Here is a 19,001-nt window from a genome sequence, read left to right as displayed (position 1 = left end):
CGATCGATGGAAGTTGCAGCCACGATGATGCGGCAGGTGTCTTTCGCTGCGCGACAGTGCGTTGTCTCCGGCGAGCGACCGCAACTGCGCGCCGAGCGATTTGGTCGGAGGCGAGGTCAGTTGCGATACGCTCCATCGTCTGGGGACAGAGTTCGGCACTGTCGTCACCCAACAACCTTCTCGTCACGGCTACCACCAGAGTTGCGTCCTCGAGCAAAGTCGCGAACCGCGCCGAAGAGTTGGAAGCAACAATTCGGATTGCGCGGTGCAGACCATCGTCATCGAGTTCGCCGACGTTCACGCGCAGGTTCGCAAGCGTGAGCGCGAGCGGACGATGGAACTCAAGAGGCACAAGCGCGTGAGTGATTGGCCAGGCGATGAAGCGGAAGGCGTCGGCCCACGGGGTAGCTGGCGGCTGCGCACCTCGGTAGGTCTTTGCAGCGCTGGCGAAGAGATCGCGAATGTGATGTCGATCAGGCGCACTGATACGCAGGCCGAGTTTGGCCTCAAATACCGGCCAAAAGTCAGTCCCTGACCCTCTATAGCGGTACCCGACCTCTGTGGCCGCGACGAGCAGTGGGAGGCAGTTGGTGCGCCACCATCCGCTTTCAATCGGGTGCGTGCTTAAGACATGGCTAACGTTCGCGAAGACGTCAGTGACCTCGTCTTCACTTAACCCGTGCTCGAGAAAGAAGACCGGCCCCGTTCTTGAATCCCGGAGCGTGCGGTACCTCTCGTCGAGTCTGTTGTGCGTCTCAAGCATTGGGCCCGCCGCGCGATAGGTTTTTCCGAACAGCGCAGTGAGCACGGAGCAATTTCGGGCATTCGTCGCACGACGCAGATGCAGCGTGGCTGGAGACGCGCTCGCTCGCGCGCCAGTTGCCCTCGTTCGCAATCTTTAAGAGCATCTCGTCCTCTCCGGCGGCGAACTGGCTTTCATAGGCGGTCGAACAGCCGACAATGCTTTTCTGGAACGCGATAGCGGCGCAGCACGCAAGGCACTGTAATGCTTAAAGCTTGGTTGTGGGACCTCGTGGGCCATAGTTGCTCAGCGCTAGTATGTGAACTCTTCAAAAAGGGTCGCCTGACCGTCGTCGATATTAGGGAGCACGACCCGCGCCCCGTGGCGGATAGGTCGGACTAGAGTATGTTGTTCTATCCTCGCCAAGACGTCGTCGGATTCGATGCGATTTCTCAACCAACGCTCTGTCCACCAGCGGCCAATCTCCCCAGTGCTGCGTTCTGGTTCGTTCAAGTCGAAGCAGTACTCAGGCTCATTATCCATTCCGAGGAGGAACTCGCGAAGGTTTCTTACGACTGGAACGCCATACACGATGCGCTGCCGTCCGTGCTGGAGGAGCACGTCGGTCGGAAGTTTGAGCGCGTCGAGCCCATCTCGGATCTTCCGGAGTTTTGGGCTCACGCCCTCGCCGAAAATGCTGTTGACACGTTGGCCGTTACTTGACTGCTGGACCAGAGAGACGAGGGCTCTGACCGTGTCCGAACTAAATTGCGAAGTCCCATAGGCGTCTGACTTACCAAGTTCAAGAAACGCGAGTTTCTCGCCTTTCTTGCCACCGATGCGCTCGGCCGGCATCCGCAACCTGTTGTATTGGCTGGATCCGATCCCGTAGAGCGAAGTCGTCCCTAGGAACACGAGTTCTGATCGCCGGATAATCGGCCGTCCCGCCATCGAGGAAGCGATTTCGCTCTCTTGCGCTAGATACTTGTTGCGGTAGGCGGTCACGACCTCCGGGCTGGCTGCGAGCATCGAGACGAGTTTCCCCCCGAGGATCAGGTTATATGGGGCTACCGAGCCGCAAACCGTTATGTCCGCCATCGCGATACCGACGCGGTCGGCCTTGGCTTTCCGCAGGATGTTCTTCACTATCCTGCGCCCATCGCTCGTGTTGAGCAGCGCGCGCACTTCTTCGCTAGTTGGCGGCGACGACAGGTGCTGCTGAAGAACCATGCGCGATCGGAGCATGTCCACCAGTGAGAGCGCTCGTTTGCTGCGGTAGAGGTGTGTCCGTGCACGCGCCTTCCAGTGCGCATCAGTGCTGCCCGTATCGTCGCGCTTTGTTGAGCGCTTCAGATCCTTCGAACTGGCAAGTCGATGGTGGAGTTCCCGCTGGTTCTCCCCGAAAGCGGACAGATCCCGAAGGACCTCCGGCGTCGGAGTGCGGAGGTCGAGCGGAGACAGCAGTTCTTCCTCAAAAAAGTCGTCGAGGTAGATCTCGCCAATAGCTGTTTCCACCGTTTTGTGGAGCCAAATCCCGAGTTCTGCGGACGGCGACTCGCTAGCGAACTCTAAGAACGCCTCTGGTTGCCAGCCTATCCAGGCATCGCGCTCGCGGATTTGCACAATTGGGCTCCCGAGAGACCCGATCCCTATGACTGGGTGGTACTCCCGCGCGCGGTCTCGGATTAGGAAGGCCATTGAGCGCCCAGGTGTGGCCGTGTACTGGTTCGTCCATGTGTGGCGGAAGTATCGCCAGATGTCTTGCAGACGGAGCCCGGTGTGCTCGCAGTACTCGGCCCCGTCGACGAATTGGAGGTAGGGATTGATCACCTCCCTCAACGCGCGAACGCGATCTTCGCCTTTTAGTGCGCGCGCGGCGCGGAGCGACTCCGCGAGTTCTCGCCCGTCCCGAATGACCGAGTAAATCGACACTAAATTCCCATTGTGGAAGGACTTCTGCTCCATCCCCTTAATGAACCGCCTCGCCGCGGGTTCTCGAAGTTGCTCATCGCGCTTGATGAGTTCCTGGGCTCGGATGCGCGCCTTCTCGCGCAAAGGGTCGAGTTGATTTTCTGCGGGGCGCTTCACCTCGACGCCGCGTTCCTCGTTGACCCGGATGGACCAGCGCTGCCGAGCCAGGTCGGTCAAGACGCACAACGCAGCGCGTAAGGCGGCATCGTGCTCGTCTGCGGTGTGGACGCGCAGTAAGCGCTTGAGAGCCTCATCGAAGTTCTCGCCGTCGCATTCCTCGCTCAGCAGTTTTGACAAACTTGCCGCATGGGCGCGGAAGGCCTGCTTTGCGGGGCTGCGTTCTGGGAGTGGTGGTGAGAGCACGACCCAGTTGTTTTGTGCTTGGCGGCTCATCCTCTAACCGTTCAGGAAAGTAGCTAGCGTGTCACTCCAATCGGCCCGCAACTGCTCGGCGACTTTGAGACTCTCTTTGTTCTCGAGCAGCGCCTCGGCACGCGCCGCCGCGAGCAGCAGTAAGTCGATCTGCGATCGCACGATCTCGTCACTTGGACTGTCCGATTCAAGCAGAGGCTTGTAAACAAGCTTATAGAATGGGTGTTCCGGGTTTAGCACGAGGATCAGCCGACCTTGGTCGCGCGCATAGTTGAAGAAGGCGGTCTCGTTTAGTGCGGTAGGGACGATTCGGTATTCAGTCGAGCCACCACAATTGTCGCGTGCGCTCTCGGTTGACGTCAGTTTCTTGCCCAGTGCGTCGAGGACCCTCTTGTCGCGGAGCCGCGGCTTCGGTGGCAGCGGCGCCAGCATCTCGTCCTTCTCGCTTGCGCGGTATTCAGACCTAGTGAATCGCTCCGCGACCTTCGCATTTAGGTGTGCCTTTCTCGCGCGGCTATTGAGTGCGCGAGCCATCACCTCCAAATCTGCGCTCAGTGCCTCGATGAGGTGGAGGCGTGGCCGGATTTGCTGCTTCGTGTGGGTGATGCCAAACGCCTCGTCTAGGATTGGGTCGAACCTGATCTCGCAGCGCCACCAGTCGTCGTAGTTCTCGCGGCGCTTTCCTCCGAGGAAGAACCAGCCGTAATCCACCTCGCGCCCCGCACGTACGATTGATACGCCCGCACCCTTAGCGATCCCGCGGGCTCTCTTCTCCTCGTTACTCAACTTCGACCAATCGTCGACAGGCAGTTCCGAAAAGCGTACCTTCACGATACCGGTGATGCTGGGGTCGTCGGGGTTCGCTGCAACCTCGTAGACCATGTCCTCTGCGAACTGAGTTGCGCCACTGTACAGCGCGGCAGGGTGGAGGAAGAGCGGGTCGATGGGCTGTACAGCGTCGCCGTTCACCTTGATGGACACGCCGTTCCACAAGAAGTGTCGGAACTGCCGCCCCAGAGCCCCCAAGAGTTTCCGTGTGATCGTAGAAATGCGCTTGTGATCGAGCCGGTCGCAGCGCGACCAAGTTACGGCGGTGCCAGACTCATATCCATTTACGAACTCTGGTCGTTTGACCCAACGTGGCTGCGGCACCTCGGTCAGTTTCCCGGCCGCAATCATCTCGAGATCGAGATAGGAAGTGAGTACCTGACCGCGCTTCGAGTTCCAACTATGCACCGTGACCCGCTTAGCCTGGCTCAACGAACTGTTCGGCAGACCCATGCCGTAACGCCCAAGGCCGTCACGATCGTTGAAGCGAGTGCTACCGCCGAACCGAAGCGCAGTCCGCAAGGTCTGGGCGTCCATGCCAGATCCGTTGTCGATAACGGTTAGGACGATCGAGCGCCCGTCCTCTTCCTCATCCACCGTGAGGGACACCGTGATTGAGGTCGCGCCCGCCTGCAGCGAGTTGTCGACAAGTTCTGCGACAGCATTCGACGTTCCCTTGTACCCCGAGTCGCGGGTCGCCTGGATGAACTTGTCGACGGCGACAATCGAGAAGTCCTGTTGTCTAGTGGTGTTCATTCGCCTGATTCCGTCCCTTCCGCATTCGCTTCTCCCGTCGATCCGACCTCCACTCGCTGCGCCTCCAAGTACCCCTCAAGGTCGCACTCTTTGACGCGGAGTTGACCGCGCTCGCCCACTTTGTAGGCGGCAAGATCACCGCGCTTGATCAGTCGTCGGACCGTTTTCTCGGAGACCTTCATCGCGTCCGCGACGTCCTGAACTGTGAGAAGCTTCATGTTCCTCGCTCCTCGCGAGCATGGCCATCATTGACCAGCAATGTCCATGAAAGACCCTAGACGGGGCCGCATGTCAACGGTTGGTCACATGTGACCCCTCACCTGATCGGACTTTTGGGCGATGTCTCGATTTGGTCTCTGATCGCCTGGGTCAAATCTGGTCCTTCTCCTCTTCATCCCGCGCGCCGTGCCGATGAAGATTCTGGAGAGGGAATTGGGGTTCGGTACCTTGTGCGAGATCTGGATGACCCGGGCACAATCCGATTTCAGATATCATCCAACTTGGCTTAGAATTGAGTATCGGCGTCGCGGATCAGGAAACGCGTCGTGATCCCTGCATTGGTGCGCCACATCAGTTTGTTGCGGGTCTGCTGCATGGAGTCCGCGTGGAGAGAGTTCGGTATTTGGTACACTTCCTCCGCCACTGTCAACTGAAAAATCCCATATTTTCAAAGTGTTTGCGACCGGGCGGTTAGTTACCTGCTAACCTATCAGCTAATCACTCCCTGCCGATGACTTCACCGTTAAATGCGCTTGACGACGGCATTGTGCAATCTATGACGGCTTATGGAACTTATAGCGACGCGGGGGTAATCAATATGAAGCACATTCTTGCAGTCATTCCATTAATCGCACTTACTGCGTGCAGCGAATGCGGTGGCGGCGAAGGCATGGCTGAAATCATGGCCGAAAAATTTGTTAAGAAGCAGTTGAATGACCCATCATCCGCAGAATTTGACCCGCCGTCCACATTGGATATGGGCGAATGCAAATATCAAATTGTTGGTCATTTTCGCGCGCGGAACGGTTTCGGTGGTATGATAAAATCCCGCTACGCCATAGAGATTAAATACAACAACGAAACACGTATGTGGCATAAAAATACAATATTAATAAAATAATAATATGTTTTTTCCAAAAATACCAAATAAATTTATTAAATCATAGAAACACGACTTCCTATATTTCAAAAATATGTAACAGGACAGAATCAGTCGCTTACGTCGATTTCAAGTAGGACGCTAGGTTCACGATGCTGCAAAGCTGCGAACGCGTCGGGGTGCTGTCGAATGAATTCGGCCTTGATGTGGTCGAGTTCTCCCGGAACGGCCATGCCACCCGCCGCAGCAAGAGATGCGGTCGGATAGGAATCGATACGTATTCCATCGCCGCCGCCGAACAGACGCTGAAACGACTTGAAGAATTGCCTCCCGTCTTTCCAATCGCGCTGTTCTACAGCCCACACCAGCAAATCTATCAGCGCCAGCCCGTCCACAAACAGGATGGCTTTTTGCCTGTCGAAGTGTGTTCGCTTGGAATGGTCTGCGAGCCGCAATTCTTCGACAATGCGAACATCGGAGAAATGCTTGTCTGCTCGGCCTTTGATGACAGCGAGAATTGTTTGCGCGTTTCCATCAATGACAAGCCCGAATTTCTTCCCCTTGATGTAGTAAATGTCCTTATCGTTCAGATCGATCATCGTATGTTCTCCATTATCTGCCGCCACTTCTCTGCGGCCTCCGCTTCACTATCGGTTGTCAAGATTTGCGGCAGTTGGGGGAATAGTTGGCGCTCAACATGCCGGGGCAGTTTTGGGCCCGTGTCGCCGTCGATTATCGCGGTATATAGCTCTGACCCGGTGAACTGGCGGCACCACGCAACCCGTGCATGCTTCCATGTGTCATATGCCGCGCGATCCGCTGACGGCAGAGCGTCCAACCTGCGCTGAAGTGGACTGACCATCTTGCTTTCGAGCGCTTCCAGCCGAACCAACAAGCTTCTACCGCGCTGCATTTTGAAGCCTTTCGAGAGCTTCCAGCCGTTCACGAAGCTCTGTGACCTGCTCGATTGACGCGACCTTTTCGAGCACCGTGGCGACGTTTTTCGCTTCCTCGCTCGTGATCGTGCCGTTAATCAGCGCGCCCGTGATTGCCGATGGTGTCGCCGCGTCCAGTTCAATCGGACGGCCTTTTGGCAAACAGCGCTCCAGCACGAACAGAACCGCTTGCCAGTCGCCAGCAATCAGCTTTTCACGCAATTGCTGGATTGCGGCGTCCTTCATGTCCCGGACGGCGGCCAAAGCCGCATTAGATACGAGATTTTTGCTGCCCGGAACACGCCCGCCCGAACCCGGCGCAAATTGCCCGTTCGGCAGCCGCTGCAACTGATGGACGGTTGCGCTAGATGAAGCGGGATTATCGGTCATAGCCATTCCACTGTCACACCATGCTTAACGAGCCATGCAGCTACGTCGCGGGTCCGCATTCGCCGCTGCTGGCCAGATGCCGGAAAATCATACCGGCTGCGGTAATTATGGAGCCGCTGGCGGCTCCATCCAGTGAGCCGCAGGACCTCGCCGGACGTGACTGTGGCCGCAGCCGGGAGCCATATGGCTCCCTGCAAGCCCTGAGGCCCCGACAAGCTTGGTAGGCTCATGCTGCGAATTCCGCCCATGTCGCGTCCACGGTCTTTCCGGTAGCAGAAGCAGCCAACCTGACCACATCTCGAAGAACACCAGCGGCAAGCTGCACCCGGTCTGCCTGCACTCTGAACGCCGCAAGCTGAGGTTTCACCGCAGCCATGGCAGCTTCTGTGTCCGCACCCACCGGTAGTGGATTATCGAAGGATGGCTTAGCGCTGTAGTCAGCCTGCGCACCCGTTCTGATGGCATAGCCGAGCAGCATGTGCCGTTCCATCACGTCAGCAATAACCCGCTCGGGCAGTTCGAGCCAATCCAGATCGCCATGGCGGACCAGTGCCGACGATTGCTCGTAAGACAGGTTGGCTACAGCGCCGATACGCTTCGGCACGTCCATGGCAGCCAGCGACTGGACGAACCGGCTTTCATACGCTGCGTCAGTCTGTGGACCGGGTTGGCGTGCTCTGGCGTCCGCTTCTGCTACCGTCCTGGCCTCAGCCCGATAAGCGCTCATGGCGGCGCGCCATGCCGTCCGCAGGTTCGATATAGCGACCGCGTTTGCCTCGGGAACAGCCTCAGGCTGATAGACAGTGCTATTTGCGGCGATGGCCGCAACGGCGGCACTCAGCGCCGTTTCAAGGGTCTCTGTGGGTTTAGCCAGCGCGCCGGTCCTTAGTTCGGACGGTACGAAGGCAATGCTACCTTCGACTTCGTAGATGGTTCCACGTTCTGTCGGCTGATTCCGGGTGTGCATGTGGATGGTTCCTTCTATTGCCGGCAGCAAGGAATCACATTCTCTCATGTAATGTCAACATAGAACGACAAATTATACTGTCTTTTTTTCAATAACTCCACATCGTAAACTTAGAATGAAAGTACATCGTAAATAACAAACGCAACTAATCGTAAACAGCAAACGCAACGCATCGGAAATGGTTAGCGATTTTGATTAGCTGCCAATCGGAAACGGCAACTACAGTTGAATTCGCAACATAATCGGCTGCCGCATATAGGACCAGTGCTCCGCCACAGTCAGTAGCAGCCTGCTTAACACTGCTTAACATGGCGTCCTAATCGGCCTAATCGCGTCCTAATCTTAAAACTTTAGGGCGTACTATTTCTATTATATTTCAATGACTTAACATATGCACGTCCTAATCGGCCTAAAGTTTCTATACTGCTAGGGAAAAATACATATAATATACGCCTATATAGAGAGTGAGTGGGGTTTTTTAGGCCGATTAGGACGCCGCGAAATACCCGTTTAAAATCAACATGTTATGCGACGCCCTAATCCGCGTCCTCAAGTTTTCGATTAGGACGTCCCGTCGATTAACGGCGGTTAACGGCATTTAACGGCCAGTTGCTGCAAATAACGGAAAAAAAGAGGCTCGTCAGTAATTAACGAGCCTCTCTGTAAATTGCTGCAATTATAGCAAATTGCTATTCGTATCCTTGTGCCCGTCCATAATCGGCCAGATTGGCGTTAGGCGATGTGTTCCAGAGCCAAGGCCGCTTTGTCGGGTTAGCTGGATCGTCCTGCATCCACCCGCGTCCAGCCTTGCCGATCCTGTAATAGCCCAGTTCTTCCAAAGCCTGTCCGAGTGAGCGACTGGCTACTGTCTTGCGCTGTCCAGACAGGAGCCGCTGGACCGCTGATGTGCTGATCCAGCCGCCCCTGAACCCATTGGCCTCGCCGTCCACCGCTTCCATAATCATCTGCGCCAACCAGCCCCGGCTTTCGATCAGGGCGGCTTCCGTAGATGACGTGACCGGTGCGCGCTGGCTGATGGCACCGCGCTCGACGGGATAGGCCATAAGCCATCCCGCCACGGCCTAAGTCCGTATTGATGCCCGCCGTTCTGATGGTCCCCAAGCCAGCTATAGAGCCGTCCGAAATAGGTATCGTTCATGCCGCGCGCGGCCAGATCGGATACCGACTGAATAGCGCTGTAGAAAATGCCGAACCGCCGTCCGTTCCGATGAATTGGAATTGCATCCTTGTGGTTCGAGAGAAACAACCAGTTCCCCGGCGTGTCTCCCATGCGCTGGTTTGAACCCTTGCCCTCTATCTCAAGCTGAGTTTCCGTAACGAAAGGTTTCAGCGTCTCTACCATGTCCCGCTTCTCGCCGGTCATAATCTCGTCCACAAGGAAAAATAGCCTCCCCTCCATCCAAGCGTTAAATTTGCTGCCGCTGTCATTCAGCTGCTTGGCTTTCGGCTCATAGAAGTAATGCGAGCCGATGGCATAGCGCATGACCTGCTTGATCACGTTTTTGCCGACGCCTTCGGTCGATTGAATGAGCGGAGCCCATGGGATTTTGTATCCCGGATATTTCACACAATGCGCCAGATATTCCGCCAGCGCGCGCCTGTCGTTCGGGTCAGGCAGAAGCAATTCCAGATGTCGCAAAAATGGCGTTACATCAGCCTGAAAGGTTTCAATGGTCGCTGGCACGTATGTGTTGACGTAGGTCCGGCCTAGCGCGTCCGTGCTGATCTCGCCGGTAGGCCGTCCCGGCAGGAACCGCGTGCCGTCCACCTTCGGAACCGTCCAAAGCATCGAGTTGGTTGCCGCTTCCCACGCCCGGTTTGTGGTCTTGCCGTTCGGGTCGATGACGAACAGCTTGCCGCCAAACGCAGAGTTGAAAGCGTCCGGGCCATAAGTGACACCGCGCGGCCCTATAATCCTATTCTCGGGCCCAACCAGCGTGCAGCCTGCGAACCATTGGCGGCATTCAGTTTCGCCAAAGATCGGTTGCGCCAGATCGATTGTCAGCGGCGGTGGCGGTCCATCGTATATGCTTGCGAATGCTGTGGCGCACAGGATGCGCAGGTTGCCTGCACGGAACGAAACGGGTACTGTGTTGGTCATTGGAATGCACTTTCTAGCCCGGCCACGTCCGCAAAACGTGCCGGGCTTTTCTTTGCGAGCGGAGGAACCGTCCGCCGCAGGATTTCACGTAACTGTCGGAAATGATTGGCTGTGCCGGTTCTATCGTCTGGAAACCAACCGATACGGCCCACCACTACGCCGCATTTTGCTGTCTTGATGCCGCTTCACGCTGCTGCATCAGCCATGCGTGAGCATCTGCTCGTAGATATCCGACACGGCGCAGAGACACATGGATTTTGAGCGGAAACGTGGGGTCCGCCTTCTCAAGCCGCTGGCGGGTGGTGTCGCTGATGTTGAGAAGTGCGCAAAGCTGGTCGCGTGTGATGAGGGTCGTATGGTCGGACATGGGTGCCGCCTCTGTCTGGGAGTTGTCGGCACCGTAGCAACGCCTTCTGAAATCGATTTGGGCGACGGCTCCATATCCTGATCACAGTACGGAACCAGTAGTCAAGCCTACCCATAAAGAAAAAGCCCGCCGAAGCGGGCATTGTTCATGCTGCAATATCTATTTCATTTACCGCTATATAGCGTTTCCACTTAATTTCGTATTCAGTTTCTTTCATTGTCAGATAATCGCACCAGTGTTGCATGAGAATTGCGCGCCGTTCAAACGCTTCTCCACGTCGATATGCTGCTTCCGTCTTGTTTCCGATAGTATGTGCAAGCGATGTTTCCGCGATTTCCGATGAATGCAATGTCGTATCGGTAATCCAGTCGCGGAACGACGAACGGAAGCCGTGAACCGTCCAGCCGTACCCCCTCATGCCGCGCAGGACCTCAAGCATTGACATGTTGCTCAACGGCTTGCCGCGTTTCGCGCCGGGAAACACGTATCTGTCGCCCTGAAACCGTGGCTGCGTCCGCAGCAATTCGACTGCCGCACTGGACAGCGGCACGCGGTGCTGCCGTCCTGCTTTCATTCGCTCCGCTGGTATGGTCCACACGGCGGCATCCAGATCGATTTCAGACCATTCGGCATGCAAGCACTCGTTTGTGCGGACGGCACTCAATATGGTGAGTGCCAGCGCCCGAGAACTGAAATCCCGTTTGCCTAGCAACTCCTGTACGATTGCTGGCACATCCTGATACGGCAGGGCTGCAAAATGGTCCGATGCCGACTTGTCCTTTGACAGCCAGTGTTCCAGACCATCTTTCCAGATCGCAGGGTTTACATGCCCGGTCCATAGCGCGCGCACGTCTCGGTCGCCGCTGCCAACGCCTTTCGATTTTGCCGCACTGATGATTTTCTCAATGCGCATTCGGACGCGGCTTGCCGTCTCCGGCACGCTGTCCCACAGTGGCGCGGCTTTCTTGCCGTTTCGCCTCCTGTGCGATTGCTGCAACACGCGCAGCACGTCCTCTATGCCGATTTCATGCGGGCGCATGTTGCCGATACGCGGATAGACCAGTTGCGTGAGCGTGCTTTCCCACTGGTCAGCGTGCTTCTCGTTCTTCCAGCCGCCACGTTGCGAAGCAATGTAGCCTTCGGCCACTTCCCGGAATGTCTCGACGGTGTTCGTTTGTACGGCACCGTTGACCTTACGCTGTGCGAGGGGATCGACGCCACCTTTGACCAGATCGCGCAACTCGATGGCGCGCAGTTCGAGCGCCTTATAGTCCTTGTCGCTGATGTGGTCCGAATGCGATTGCAGTGTCATCACGCGGCGCTTGCCGCCGAACGTATATCTGAACACCCAGTCTGCCCGTCCGCTCTTAGCGAGCGCGAAACACAGACCGTTGCCGTGTGACCACAGATTGGGCTTGCCGGCCCGGATGCGGGTCCGAAGTTCCTTGTTGAGGCTGTCAATTTTTGATGCCATTGCGGAGCGTCCTTTGCGGTTAGTCGGCGTGTCGTGACCAACCACTTTGAAGCCCGTCGCAGATATTATGCCTATTCACGGTTAGACAAAATCGTTAAATATCAACAGGTTGGCTATAAGTGACTAACCACGAATAGCCTCATCATTGGACTCTCTCTCCGCCACTTTCACAGACTAAATCCTTTTCCTTGGCACTTCGTTTCAGTGCGCGAGCTCTTTCCTTCGGTGTCGAACCTGCATCGGCAGATGGTTTAGGCGGGATTGCTCCTGGCTTTCAGTCGGTTATTCTGCAGCCATGAAAAAAGCTGGCGTTATCTCTGTTTCAATCCGGGCATTTGCCTTCGCGCTGCTTGCGGCAGTCCCAGTGGCAGCTCAGGAGACGTCGCCGCCTTCAGAGGAACCTCCCGTTCTGGTGCAGCAGGATTGGAATCGGGCAGTCAGCGCGCGGTTGCAGAGAGCTGGGGCGGAAGTGGTGGCGAGGGGCAGCGAGAGCGGTATTTCCGGGCAATTCACGGCAAAGGTCGGATTTTCAGTAGCCGCGGATGGAATGATCACGGATGTAAAGATTGCCGGATCGTCAGGAAATGCGGCTGTGGACCAGCTTGCCGTCCAGATTCCGACACTGGCCTCGCCGATGCCTTCGTTCACACCTGATATGACACCTGACGCAAAGGCCGTGGTTGCGCCTCTGCAACTGAATTTCGAAGCACCGCAAACCGGAGACACCACCCAACCGTGATGTCATTCAGGAGGCTGCCTAAAAGCAGCGCTGCCTCGCGGTAATTGTGAACGGAGAGAAACGAATGAAATTCAGATCAGCGCTTGCGATCGGACTGATCGCTGCCGGTACCCTATCTCAGCCGGCTCAGGCCGCATTGTCTGGCTACTGGGAAAGCTCCAAGGTTCTGCATGCTATTCTGGGCCGCAACGAAGTGGCCGATGCGCTCAGGCAGCAGCCCGTCTCTTCCATCGAGACCACCAGATCCGGCTATCGGCTGAAAAGCAGGGATTGCACCGTGGACGTGACGGTCGAGCGGCAAAACACCCGCCGCCCTGGGCCCGGCAACATGAAAATCATGGTTGGCAACGGCCGCTGCCGCTAAAGCGTATTGCGATCCATAAGAATCGCGCCTTACGCTTTAGGTTCCGATTTTTACGCATGTCGTTGTCATAAAACCGGCTTTCGCTTTCGGGCGACATGTTCCGGCATTTGCCGGTTTATTTGCCGGACGGGCTACGTAGATCACAGCCGGTCGCCGTTTTGAACATCAGCATGATCAGATCCTCGACCGGCAAGGCATCCGCGGCCGTTGCCTGAACGATGGAGCCTGACCACAGCGCATGCAGGGCAATCGAAAGCTGAAGCGGCGGAATGACAGGTTGCAGCTGGTAATGCTCGATCACCTTGGCGATCACCTGCGCGAACTCCCGGTGATAAGCCGCTTTCACGCGCTCGAAATGGGCCGCAAAGACGGGGTCGCGCAGCGCATGAATCTGAAGCTCGATAGCCAGCAATGAAAGCACCGGCCGGCGTGCAAGCTCTGCAAGACGTGTTGCAATGCCCCGCAGGCTCTCCTCAAGAGAACTGTCACTCGCCTGATCGACCGCGCCGTCGAGAACGGTGGCGATCTCGCTCATATATCGCTCCATAAGGACGAGCAGAAGCTCGTCCTTGGAAGCAAAGTTGGAATAGAAGGCGCCCTGCGAAAAACCGGCCCGTTCGCACACGCCTCTTATGGAAGCCGCCGCCACACCACTTTCTGCGATGATGTGGAAAGCAGCCTCCAGCAGGCGGGCACGGGTATCCTGCTGCATCTCGCGACGCGTTCGACGTTTGTGCCCTGCCTGCATCGTCATGGGTAGGTCCGTTTTCTCAATCCTTGCGGCGCAAGCCTTCCCGCAGATTTGCATACCAGTCTGCTGCGGCTTTCAGCGACTGGCTGCCCTTTCCGAGCAGAGCCGCCAGTTCGTCCTCGAACCGTTCCTTCAACGTCGTTTCCTGCTCCCTGATGGGTGGCAGGACATGCGCAAAATAGGTTTTGTCGAGAATGCGATGCAAGAGCCGCTCGCCGGGGAAAGGTTCGCCATTGCTCAGCGCTCGGGCCGCTTTCAGCAATGTACGGATATCATATTGCGTGGGGCTGATGTCGGGAACCTGCTTGTTGAGGCCGAGCAATGTATAAACCGCGACGCGCGCCGTGCGCACGGAGCTTTCCATCGTAAACACCACGTCGTTGCGGGTTTCCACGAACTGGCCGATCAAAGCCAGATTGGTACAGCCTGCCGGCACGACTTCGGGACGGTCGCCCGCGGCACGCGGCATGAACTGAGCGGTGATGTAGGGCATTAGTGCCGTGCGAACCCTGGTGTTGGCGGCCACGTCATCCAGCTGATCGACGATGCCGAGATGATAGCAGAGCTCGGCCAGAATCTCACGTCCGGTGCATTCGGGCATGGCCTTCTTCACATAATTGCCCTGCTTGTCCATGAGCAGCGCATAGACCCACAGCACAAGCACATCCTTTGGCTGGTCGGGGAAATGCGGCTGCCGGTTGGCGGTGAAGCTCAGCACCCAGTTTGAATCGGTGAAGGTGATGACGCCGCCGGTAACGGTGCGGCCCGAATATGGATCGTTGACGGACAGCTCCTTCAGCTTCTCAACCAGCGCAGATGGCCTGCAGGTGAGCGTCGCCGACTCCCAGATCGACCGGTCGATATCGCCATAAAACTTCTCAGGCTTGCCGAAGACTGGGGACTTGTTCGCGAGATTGCGCCACAGGGTCCAGTCGCTGTCCTCGCCGGGTTCGGTGCGGCCGCGTTCAAGCACGGGAACCGTGTCGAGATCGCCATAGGCCGTGCCTTCCGTCATGGTGCCGGTCAGCGCGAATACCAGATCCTGCGGCCCTACCTTGATTGTGGTTTCCTTGCCGGACACCTTGCAGCGAATAGCGGTGACGGTGCGCTTTCCGTCTTTCTCCTCCATGTCGAGATCATGGACGCGGGTGTCGAACTGCACTTTCACGCCCTTGTCGCGCAGCATTTTGATCAGAGGACGCACGAAGCTGTCGAACTGGTTGTATTTTGGGAAGACCAGCGCCGACATATCGTTGAGGCCGTCGAGCGCATCGAGGAAGCGGTGCATGTAGAGCTTCATCTCAAGCAGGCTGTGCCAGTTCTCGAAGGCGAACATGGAACGCCAGAAGAACCAGAAATTGCTCTCAAGAAAGCCCGCGCTGAAATAATCCTCGATGGTGAGGTCATCGAGATCTTCCTTGCGCTTCATCAGCAGGCGCGTCAGTTCCCATTGCTGGGAGCGGGTCAGGCCGAGCGTGGAAAAGTCGCGGATCTGGCCCTGCCTGTGCATGAGGCGGGCTTTTGAATAGTTGGGATCGTTGTCGTTCACCAGACGGTATTCATCGAGCACGCTGTAGCCTTCGGGCAGTTCCAGCGCCGGCACGTCCTGAAACACGTCCCAGAAATTATCGTAGTTCCAGTTCATCTCGCGGCCGCCACGCACGATGTATCCATCCTGCGCATTGCCGGCGCCGTCGAGCGAGCCGCCCTCGATGTCGAGGCTTTCAATGATGGTGATGTTCTTTGCCGGCATGCGGCCGTCGCGGATCAGGTAGAACGCCGCCGTCAGCCCGGCAATGCCGCTGCCGATGATGTAGGCCTTGCGCTTCTCCACCCCTTCGACCGGCATGGGACGGTTGCGCATATAAGCGCCGACCATGTCCGGCGGCGGAACGGTGTTGTCGGGCGAATTGTGCCAGTAGGCCGCTCCTGCATCCGGCTGCTTTTCCAGTTGAACGGTTTTCTTGTCGGTGAAGGGAACGTCGTTCATCGCAAATCCTTTCGTGCCGGAACGGCATCAGCCTGTTGAACACATCCGGAAAGCTAGAACTTCAATTTAAAATGTCAATTGATATTTGAATATCGAATGAAATTCAGAATGGAGGATTTCTCAGCCAAGCCCCCCCGGCAGAGAGCTCCCTGCACAGTCCTCAGACCACGCCCGAAAGCGTGAACAGGCGCACGTGCCATGCGAAACAGGGCCAGATGAAAAGGATGAAATCTTCAACTTTGCCCGCGCTCGTTGAAACTGGCCACTCTTCGCGAACAGGAAGCCGGATGGCCAAGACCTTCGCGTCTATAAAAGCTGCAGAAGCGCAAAAGAGGCAGCGTCGGAAACGCTGCCTCCCTCACCCGCCACCCTCATTTTCAGGCTTCACCAGGAAGGTGATGCCATCTCGCCACCGGCAAGCTTGCAGACCACAGCCGGTCTCGGTCAGATCGCCAGATATTCGTTGCGCAGTTCCTCGCTTTCAAGCAGGTCTTTTGCAGCACCGGCAAAGACAAGCTCGCCGGTATCGAGGATGACAGCACGGTCGGCGAGCCGGAGTGCCGCCACCGCATTCTGCTCGACGATGATCGTGGTGATGCCGCGTTCCTTGATGCCGTGGACGATCGTCTCGATCTCCCGGACGATGACCGGCGCCAGCCCTTCATAAGGCTCGTCGAGAAGCAGGAGCTTTACCTCCCGCGCCAGCGCACGGGCCACGGCCAGCATCTGCTGCTCGCCGCCGGACATGGTCACGGCTTCCTGTTTGCGGCGCTCCGCCAGCCGGGGAAAATGCTCGTAGAGCTCGTCGATCGACATGCCATGCCCCGGCGCCACCTGCGCGAGGATCAGGTTTTCCTCCACCGTCATGCCGGGAATGATACGCCGGTCTTCGGGAACGAGCTGGATGCCCGCGCGCGACGCCTGCCACGACTTCATCGTGTGGAGCGGCTTTCCTTCCAGCCAGATTTCGCCCGAACGCAGCTCGGGGTCGTCCATGCGGGCGATGGTGCGCAGCGTCGAGGTCTTGCCGGCCCCGTTGCGCCCCAGAAGGGCGAGGATCTCGCCCTTCTTCACGTCGAGCGTCACGCCCTGCACGATATAGCTTTCGCCGTAATAGGCGTGGACATCGCGCACCGCGAAGAAGGCTTGCGACGGATCGGCCTCGGTCGCGGCCGAAATTGCTTCCCGTTTCATTGTCGCGACGCTCATTCCACGCTCCCGCCGAGATAGGCTTCCTGCACACGCGGGTCTTCCTTGATTTCCTGCGGAAGTCCCGAGGCGATGATGCGGCCCTGCGCCAGAACCGAGATCCGGTCGGCCAGCGAAAACACCACATGCATGTCGTGTTCGATGATGACCTTGGTCATGCCGCCCAGCTTGATCTTGCGCAGAAGATCGATGGTGCTGTTGGTGTCATGGCGGCTCATGCCGGCCGTCGGCTCGTCCAGCAGCAGAAGGCGCGGCCTCTGGATCAGGCACATGGCCAGCTCCAGCCGCCGCTTGTCGCCGCGCGACAGCGAGCCGGCGTGGTCCCCGCGCCGGCCGTGCAGGCCGATATCGTTGAGCATGTCTTCCGCTTCTTCACGAATCTCCGTTTCGGAATCGACGCTGCGGAACATGTTGATGCGAAAGGCACCATCGCGCCGTGCAAATGCAGGCGCCATGACATTTTGCAGGACAGGCAGATCGGGGAAGATCTCCGGCGTCTGGAACACCCGTGAAATGCCAAGCTGGTTGATCTCGTAAGGCGCTTTGCCGGTCAGCACCGTGCCGTCGAAAATCACCGCTCCGCTGCTCGGCGGTATGCGGCCGATGATAACGTTGAGAAGCGTCGATTTGCCGGCCCCGTTGGGGCCGATGATGGCGTGGGTCTTGCCTTCCTCGATCTGCAGGTCGATATCGGACAGGGCGCGCAGTCCGCCGAAATTCTTGTGAACGTCGGCTGCGTGCAGAATGATGTTGGGCGGTGTATCGCTCATGGTCTTTCCCCTATTCCGCCGGCTGGACCGAGGTGGCGCCATCCGGAACCGCCTTTCGTCGCTTCAGACGTGCCGTCAGCCGATGGAAACCTTCAACCAGACCACCCGGCAGGAACACCACGATCAACACGAACATCAGGCCGAGCGTGAGGTGCCATCCCTCACCCACGAATTTGGACAGCACCGTCACCACGAAGCTCTGAACGCCGTCCGGCACGAAGGAGAAGAAGTTGTTGAGCATGTTGGTGTTGATGGCCGAGAAGATGTTCTCGAAATATTTGATCAGCCACGCACCGATCACCGGGCCGAACAGGGTTCCGACGCCGCCGAGAATGGTCATCAGAACAACGTTGCCGGACTCCGTCCACTTCATGCGCTCAGCACCCGCAAGCGGATCGGTGATCGACAGAAGACCACCAGCCAGACCCGCGAACATGCCGGAGATGACGAAGGCCGCCAGCATGTAGGGCTTGGTGTTGAAGCCGGTATAGTTCATGCGTGTCTGGTTGGACTTGATGCCGCGCAGCGCCATGCCGAAGGGCGAAGCGAAGATCTTCTGCGACACGAAGAAGGCAATGATCAGGACCACCGCGCAAAGATAAAAGCCCGTGTAGCCGGTGACCGAGTTGCCAAAAAGAGTTGGCTGCGGCAAGCCGGCCACGTTCGCCTGCGCACCCAGCATGGCGTCCAGATAACGCGGATCGTCACGCGCCAGCAAAAGCCCGGTTTCACCGTTGGTGATGGGCGTCAGCACCGAGTAGGCAAGGCTGTAGCACATCTGGGCGAAGGCCAGCGTCAGGATCGAAAAGTAGATGCCGGTGCGGCGCAGGCTGAAATAGCCGATCACCAGCGCGAACACCCCCGTAGTGATGATCGCGAAGATCATGGCCGGTACGATGTCCATGGTCAGCAGCTTGAACGACCACACGGTTGTGTAGGAGCCGACACCGATGAAGGCCGCATGGCCAAAGGACAGATAGCCGGTGAGGCCAAACAGAATGTTGAAGCCGATGGCGAAGATCGCGTAGATCGCGAACTTCTGCATGAGGCCGGGATAGGCAGCGCCCAGCGGCGACAGCCAGATCGGCATGGTCAGCACCACGGCAGAGAATACCACGAGTGCGACGAGGTCCTTGCGAGAAAGCGAGAACATGG

At 57.5% G+C, this 19,001-nt stretch carries 19 protein-coding genes; 4 read left to right on the top strand and 15 right to left on the bottom strand.

Annotation, left to right across the window (positions count from 1 at the left end):
- Positions 1-265 precede the first annotated feature (265 nt).
- Positions 266-535, top strand: coding sequence for a hypothetical protein (locus HNR59_RS10120; RefSeq protein ID WP_183829425.1), 270 nt, complete (start codon positions 266-268; stop codon positions 533-535).
- A gap of 519 nt (positions 536-1,054) precedes the next feature.
- Here the strand turns inward: HNR59_RS10120 and HNR59_RS10115 are convergent.
- Genes HNR59_RS10115 through HNR59_RS10105 form a run of 3 tightly spaced genes read right to left on the bottom strand, consistent with a single transcriptional unit; the run spans position 1,055 to position 4,887 of the window.
- Entirely contained in the window at positions 1,055-3,106 is a 2,052-nt protein-coding gene (locus HNR59_RS10115; RefSeq protein ID WP_183829422.1) for a Druantia anti-phage system protein DruA, read from the bottom strand.
- Between the two features lie 3 nt (positions 3,107-3,109).
- Complete coding sequence (locus HNR59_RS10110) at positions 3,110-4,669, bottom strand: ATP-binding protein (RefSeq protein WP_183829419.1); 1,560 nt, start codon at positions 4,667-4,669, stop codon at positions 3,110-3,112.
- Positions 4,666-4,887, bottom strand: coding sequence for a helix-turn-helix domain-containing protein (locus tag HNR59_RS10105; RefSeq protein WP_127189833.1), 222 nt, complete (start codon positions 4,885-4,887; stop codon positions 4,666-4,668). Before HNR59_RS10105 ends, HNR59_RS10110 begins: the two co-directional genes overlap by 4 nt.
- A 599-nt stretch (positions 4,888-5,486) precedes the next feature.
- On the opposite strand from HNR59_RS10105, the gene HNR59_RS10100 reads away from it, so the two are divergent.
- Entirely contained in the window at positions 5,487-5,789 is a 303-nt protein-coding gene (locus tag HNR59_RS10100; protein WP_183829417.1) for a hypothetical protein, read from the top strand.
- An 89-nt stretch (positions 5,790-5,878) separates the two neighbouring features.
- Here the strand turns inward: HNR59_RS10100 and HNR59_RS10095 are convergent, their stop codons facing one another.
- From HNR59_RS10095 to HNR59_RS10065, 7 genes are all read right to left on the bottom strand, one after another.
- A complete protein-coding gene (locus HNR59_RS10095) occupies positions 5,879-6,367 on the bottom strand; it encodes a hypothetical protein (protein ID WP_183829414.1) in 489 nt (162 codons plus the stop codon).
- A gap of 300 nt (positions 6,368-6,667) precedes the next feature.
- Positions 6,668-7,093, bottom strand: a complete 426-nt coding sequence (locus HNR59_RS10090) for a hypothetical protein (RefSeq protein WP_183829411.1) — start codon at positions 7,091-7,093, stop codon at positions 6,668-6,670.
- Positions 7,094-7,319: 226 nt separating this feature from the next.
- Positions 7,320-8,060 (bottom strand): hypothetical protein, encoded by a 741-nt coding sequence (locus tag HNR59_RS10085; RefSeq protein WP_183829408.1) that lies wholly within the window; start codon positions 8,058-8,060, stop codon positions 7,320-7,322.
- A gap of 689 nt (positions 8,061-8,749) precedes the next feature.
- The gene (locus HNR59_RS10080) at positions 8,750-9,124 is read right to left on the bottom strand and encodes a hypothetical protein (RefSeq protein ID WP_183829405.1); all 375 of its coding nucleotides are present in this window, start codon (positions 9,122-9,124) and stop codon (positions 8,750-8,752) included.
- On the bottom strand, positions 9,052-10,182 hold the full coding sequence (locus tag HNR59_RS10075) for a primase-helicase family protein (RefSeq protein WP_183829402.1): 1,131 nt from the start codon (positions 10,180-10,182) through the stop codon (positions 9,052-9,054). The genes HNR59_RS10080 and HNR59_RS10075 overlap by 73 nt, the downstream gene beginning before the upstream one ends.
- Before the next feature lie 154 nt (positions 10,183-10,336).
- Positions 10,337-10,549: a helix-turn-helix transcriptional regulator gene (locus tag HNR59_RS10070; protein WP_183829399.1), complete on the bottom strand. Its 213-nt coding sequence runs from the start codon at positions 10,547-10,549 to the stop codon at positions 10,337-10,339.
- A gap of 145 nt (positions 10,550-10,694) precedes the next feature.
- Complete coding sequence (locus HNR59_RS10065) at positions 10,695-12,023, bottom strand: tyrosine-type recombinase/integrase (RefSeq protein WP_246374553.1); 1,329 nt, start codon at positions 12,021-12,023, stop codon at positions 10,695-10,697.
- Between the two features lie 295 nt (positions 12,024-12,318).
- On the opposite strand from HNR59_RS10065, the gene HNR59_RS10060 reads away from it, so the two are divergent.
- Positions 12,319-12,762 carry a TonB family protein gene (locus HNR59_RS10060; RefSeq protein WP_183829396.1) on the top strand — a complete coding sequence of 148 codons (444 nt, stop codon included), beginning with the start codon at positions 12,319-12,321 and terminating at the stop codon, positions 12,760-12,762.
- A gap of 64 nt (positions 12,763-12,826) precedes the next feature.
- Entirely contained in the window at positions 12,827-13,126 is a 300-nt protein-coding gene (locus HNR59_RS10055) for a hypothetical protein (protein WP_183829394.1), read from the top strand.
- A 115-nt stretch (positions 13,127-13,241) separates the two neighbouring features.
- Here the strand turns inward: HNR59_RS10055 and HNR59_RS10050 are convergent, their stop codons facing one another.
- From HNR59_RS10050 to HNR59_RS10030, 5 genes are all read right to left on the bottom strand, one after another.
- A complete protein-coding gene (locus tag HNR59_RS10050; RefSeq protein ID WP_183829391.1) occupies positions 13,242-13,880 on the bottom strand; it encodes a TetR/AcrR family transcriptional regulator in 639 nt (212 codons plus the stop codon).
- Positions 13,881-13,896: 16 nt separating this feature from the next.
- Entirely contained in the window at positions 13,897-15,867 is a 1,971-nt protein-coding gene (locus HNR59_RS10045; RefSeq protein WP_183829388.1) for an oleate hydratase, read from the bottom strand.
- Positions 15,868-16,311: 444 nt separating this feature from the next.
- Positions 16,312-17,076, bottom strand: coding sequence for an ABC transporter ATP-binding protein (locus HNR59_RS10040; protein WP_183829385.1), 765 nt, complete (start codon positions 17,074-17,076; stop codon positions 16,312-16,314).
- A complete protein-coding gene (locus tag HNR59_RS10035) occupies positions 17,073-17,846 on the bottom strand; it encodes an ABC transporter ATP-binding protein (RefSeq protein WP_183829383.1) in 774 nt (257 codons plus the stop codon). The genes HNR59_RS10040 and HNR59_RS10035 overlap by 4 nt, the downstream gene beginning before the upstream one ends.
- A 10-nt stretch (positions 17,847-17,856) precedes the next feature.
- Complete coding sequence (locus HNR59_RS10030; RefSeq protein WP_183829380.1) at positions 17,857-18,999, bottom strand: branched-chain amino acid ABC transporter permease; 1,143 nt, start codon at positions 18,997-18,999, stop codon at positions 17,857-17,859.
- Positions 19,000-19,001: the final 2 nt, after the last annotated feature.

Origin of the sequence: Aquamicrobium lusatiense, from assembly GCF_014201615.1 — a bacterium.
GTDB classification, from domain to species: Bacteria; Pseudomonadota; Alphaproteobacteria; order Rhizobiales; family Rhizobiaceae; genus Mesorhizobium; species Mesorhizobium lusatiense.
The sequence above is the reverse complement of the archived record's forward strand: the minus strand, read 5'-3'. Positions and strand labels throughout refer to the sequence as shown.